Annotated in this window: 2 protein-coding genes; one reads left to right on the top strand and one right to left on the bottom strand. The window is 70.1% G+C overall.

The annotated features are described in order from the left end of the window. The coding region (locus ACU8YC_RS27050) for a MarR family transcriptional regulator (protein WP_446896269.1) at positions 1–271 on the top strand (271 nt) is incomplete at its 5' end. A gap of 6 nt (positions 272–277) precedes the next feature. Here ACU8YC_RS27050 and ACU8YC_RS27045 read toward each other — a convergent pair. Next, on the bottom strand, positions 278–465 hold a 188-nt coding region (locus tag ACU8YC_RS27045), incomplete at its 5' end, for a hypothetical protein (protein ID WP_446896268.1).

Raw genomic sequence — 465 nt, 5'->3', positions numbered from 1 at the left:
GGGCCGGCGTGTGAGCCTGACCGCCGCGACGCTGTCCGGTCAGCTCGATCGACTCGAGGAACGCGGGTTGCTGCAACGTCAGCGCGACGACCAGGACCGCCGCCGCCAATGGCTGCTGCTCAGCGACAGTGGCCGGGAATTGCTGCAGGACGCACCGGCGTTGCTGCCGCCGGAATTCCGCACACGTTTCGCCGCGCTGCCGCCGTGGGAGCGCCACGCGCTGACGGCGGCCTTGCTGCGTGCCGCCGAGCTCTGTGGCGACATGGAGTGACGTGGCCTAGCGCGTGTTCTCCAGGCTCTTGACCGTCAGTTCCAGGGCCTTGCGCATGTCGAGCCGAGCCGAGCGGCCGACATCGTTGTCATCCAGCCGATAGCCGCGCTCGGACGGCAGGATCGGCGCGGTGGCGGCCACCAGCGGTGTGGCGTAGGAAGTGCCGCAGTGCACGTCGCCGCGCTGCTCCGGAT

The organism is Citrobacter sp. VF227, assembly GCF_052950715.1.
Note: the sequence above shows the minus strand (reverse complement) of the source record. Positions and strands in the feature narration are given on the sequence as shown.